Origin of the sequence: Bartonella sp. MM97QHHN (assembly GCF_042194285.1) — a bacterium.
Lineage (GTDB): Bacteria > Pseudomonadota > Alphaproteobacteria > Rhizobiales > Rhizobiaceae > Bartonella.
Map to the genome: position 1 here is coordinate 1 of NZ_JBHIMS010000109.1, position 3186 is coordinate 3186.

General features: G+C 37.0%; 5 protein-coding genes and 1 pseudogene. 2 read left to right on the top strand and 4 right to left on the bottom strand.

Annotation, left to right across the window (positions count from 1 at the left end; all coding sequences use genetic code 11):
* Positions 1-306, top strand: a pseudogene (locus ACFIJW_RS09160) (hypothetical protein); the annotation flags it as partial.
* A gap of 586 nt (positions 307-892) precedes the next feature.
* Positions 893-1405 carry an antA/AntB antirepressor family protein gene (locus ACFIJW_RS09165; RefSeq protein WP_375634171.1) on the top strand — a complete coding sequence of 171 codons (513 nt, stop codon included), beginning with the start codon at positions 893-895 and terminating at the stop codon, positions 1403-1405.
* A 44-nt stretch (positions 1406-1449) separates the two neighbouring features.
* On the opposite strand, the gene ACFIJW_RS09170 is transcribed toward ACFIJW_RS09165, so the two are convergent.
* From ACFIJW_RS09170 to ACFIJW_RS09185, 4 genes are all read right to left on the bottom strand, one after another.
* Positions 1450-1731: a type II toxin-antitoxin system YafQ family toxin gene (locus tag ACFIJW_RS09170; protein WP_375634173.1), complete on the bottom strand. Its 282-nt coding sequence runs from the start codon at positions 1729-1731 to the stop codon at positions 1450-1452.
* Entirely contained in the window at positions 1718-1981 is a 264-nt protein-coding gene (locus ACFIJW_RS09175; RefSeq protein WP_375612164.1) for a type II toxin-antitoxin system RelB/DinJ family antitoxin, read from the bottom strand. The genes ACFIJW_RS09170 and ACFIJW_RS09175 overlap by 14 nt, the downstream gene beginning before the upstream one ends.
* 409 nt (positions 1982-2390) lie before the next feature.
* Positions 2391-2687, bottom strand: coding sequence for a HigA family addiction module antitoxin (locus ACFIJW_RS09180; RefSeq protein ID WP_004861504.1), 297 nt, complete (start codon positions 2685-2687; stop codon positions 2391-2393).
* 16 nt (positions 2688-2703) lie between these two features.
* Positions 2704-3018, bottom strand: coding sequence for a type II toxin-antitoxin system RelE/ParE family toxin (locus ACFIJW_RS09185; protein WP_375634175.1), 315 nt, complete (start codon positions 3016-3018; stop codon positions 2704-2706).
* Positions 3019-3186: the final 168 nt, after the last annotated feature.

The window sequence follows — 3186 nt, forward strand, 5'->3', positions numbered from 1 at the left end:
GCAAGAGAAACAAAACGCGGCGTAACTTACACACTGTTTGGAAAGAAAGAAATCTTACCCCATGCTTTTATCAAAGGTGGGTGCTTTCCAAAGTGTGTTGAATTAAAAAAGCTGAATGGTAATGTTTTTCAAAGAGCCGATGGAGATCAATTCCCCATTGCAAAACAAGAAGGACCCTCAATTGCTGGAATGATGTCCAAACCAGAGATTGCAAGTGCTATTGCACAATATGCCAATGAAAGATTAACTGAAAACATACAGAGACAACTTAAACGTCAAGAATATGCTGCCAACAAGAAAGGCTAGATCATGTTCTCAAGCTTTATCTATATATTCCATATCCTTATGAGTTTAAGCATTACATATTCTTATTGCAATTTAAAAAAAGATCATCATTTATGCTTTGTTTTTTCATAAAAAAAGTCAATAAAATCAATTCAAAAGGTACTCCCAGCGGGTTGGCTTCGTTGCGGGGCAGGACAGCGCAAACTATCGCTAGCGACAGAATTTTCAAATTGACTGTACATTGTACACTTAACTTATTGATAAATAACAATTTCAATATGTACACTGTACAGTATGTGAAACGTTTTCTTAGCAAAAAGTAATTTTTATTACTTGACAATTCTACAGTAATAGGTATCTTCGAATCAGGTGCCTAGAAAACACCTGAAAACAACTAGCGGATTGGTTGCCGAAATAACTGATCTTCCGCAAACTAAAAGCTTTGACTCATTGTATGCTACACGCATATAATAATATTGTCGGGTGTGGTTATGCTATACAATACCCTTTATGGGAAAGGCGTAACGACGGGCTAGTTGCCGTGTTTTCTAGCGCCCGGCATCCTCTTCGGATGTCAATAGAAAACCTTAACAACTAGGAGTTCATTATGAACACTCTTATTAAAATTACAGAACAAACAATTGATCAAGAAACTGTTCAAGCAGTAAATGCACGTGAGTTGCATATGTTTTTGAAGGTCACATCTCGTTTTAACGATTGGATCATTAATCGTATTAAAGAATATGGTTTCCTAGAAAATAAGGACTTTGTGAGTTTTACTAAAAATTTAGTAAAACCTAAAAGCGGTCGTCCAAGTACAGAATACCACATCACATTAGACATGGCGAAAGAGCTCTCAATGGTGGAACGTAACGAGAAAGGACGTCAAGCACGCCGTTATTTTATTGAGTGCGAGAAGAAACTAAAAAGCCAATTTGTTGATAATGAATTATTTTCTTATGAGTGTTTAAAAAAAACTGCTGGTGTTGAAGAAATCTTAGGATTGGTGATGAGACGTTTGTTAGATGCAAATAACCTCGAAAAAGAGCTTGATCATTACAAATCAGTTACAAAAGAAGCTAAACGAGTTTTAGCGACTCCGATTGCAAAAGTAGCTTAGACTTAAAACATCTTCCTTCCCCGTTCTCAAAATGGGGAGGTGGTTTAAAGATCAAGTTTTGAATGGGAGCCCAGACGCACTAAAATCAATCGATCTTGACCAATCAAGCGATAAATCAATACTAAGTCAGGTCGAATATGGCAATCTCGATAATTGCTCCAATTCCCAGTTAATGCATGGTCATAATATCGAGGTTCTAAAGGCTGGTCATTTGCTAATGCTGCAATGATTTGGCGCAAATCAGTATCTAAAAGATGCCGATACCGTCCTTTCATTTCACGCTTGAAATCACGTTTGAAGATAGTGGTACGTTCAATCGTCCGCATAGAGATCATCAAATAATTCGTCTACGGAATGAAACTTTTTTAAGTTACCTTCCTCTAGTTCTGCAAAAGCCGCTATAGTTTCCGCATTAGGTTGAAACAAGAAGGACGGAATAGCTTTATCTTGTGCAATACGCGTCATCAACACTCTCACAACATCACTTACTGATAAACCTGACGCTTGAATAACTTGACTAGCGATATTTTGAATTTCTTCTGGTACACGCGCTTGAACCATGCGACTGGCAGCCATAATGATTTCTCCTCTTGTAACTGTATTTCAATGTAATACAATTGAAGTTTAATTTCAACTGTAAAGCACATTTTTTAGAGTGGCGAGATCGTTTGGCTTAACAACCGCTTGCTTTTTTAAGACTTTTACCCACGTTTACGGCGTTCTTTTGTTACATATTTAAAGAAGGAGGGTGGTAAAACATCTTTAGCTGGCTTTAGACGTGCAAGTTCTTCATCTGTCAATGGTGGAGAATCCACGGCTTCCAAATCTTCTTTTGTGTAGCCGCATCTTATTTTAAAGTTTTTTTGAAAACCAATAATTCTCGTGTGACTTGGAGCGTATCCGTTTGCATATCGGAATATACACTCGATTATACCGGATCGTCAATTATCTGTTACGTCTTAAAACTTCATGAGTGGAAAGATCATTAAACCCTACATTCAAATTTATTGATTTTGGCAAATTCGTCTGCTTTTTCAGTTTGTAATATACTAACGTCATAAGCAGCTTGCATGTTGAGCCAAAATTCAGCAGTAGTATCAAAAAAATAGGCTAATCTGAGAGCAGTATCGGGAGTCACCGGACTATTTTCAGCAACAATACGTTCTATTCTCGTGCGTGGAACATTTAATGCTTTTGCAAGGGCATAAGCAGAGAGAGCATATTCTTTTAAATATTCCTCTCGTAAAATTTCTCCGGGATGAATAGCAATATAATTTTTCATCTCGACCTCCTACAGATCAATGATAATCTACGATTTCAACTTCATAAGCGCCATTAGAGCGCCATTCAAAACAAATACGAAACTGGTCATTAATACGAATAGAATATTGACCTTTACGCTCTCCTTTCAATGCTTCTAAACGATTTCCTGGAGGACTGCGTAAATCTTTAAGATCAACCGCTTTATCGAGCATAAACAATTTTCTTTGGGCTATACGTACTAGAGTTGTTGGAAAACCTTTAGGCGGATTACCTTCTAAAAGATCTTTACACCGCTTATCAGCAAAAGATTCAATCACCAAATCACCTTCATTCACTCTTTTATGTATCATATCATGATACCAATCTAAAGAAAAGGATGAATGTTGAAAAATATTTAGTAAAAGAGATGGCAATGACAAAGAAGCATCGTAAGGGTTTATCGGTTCGTGCGTTTGCGAAGAAGATGGGTGTTTCACATAATGCGGTGGTTTCTCGGATAAAGACAGGTAAATTTGATG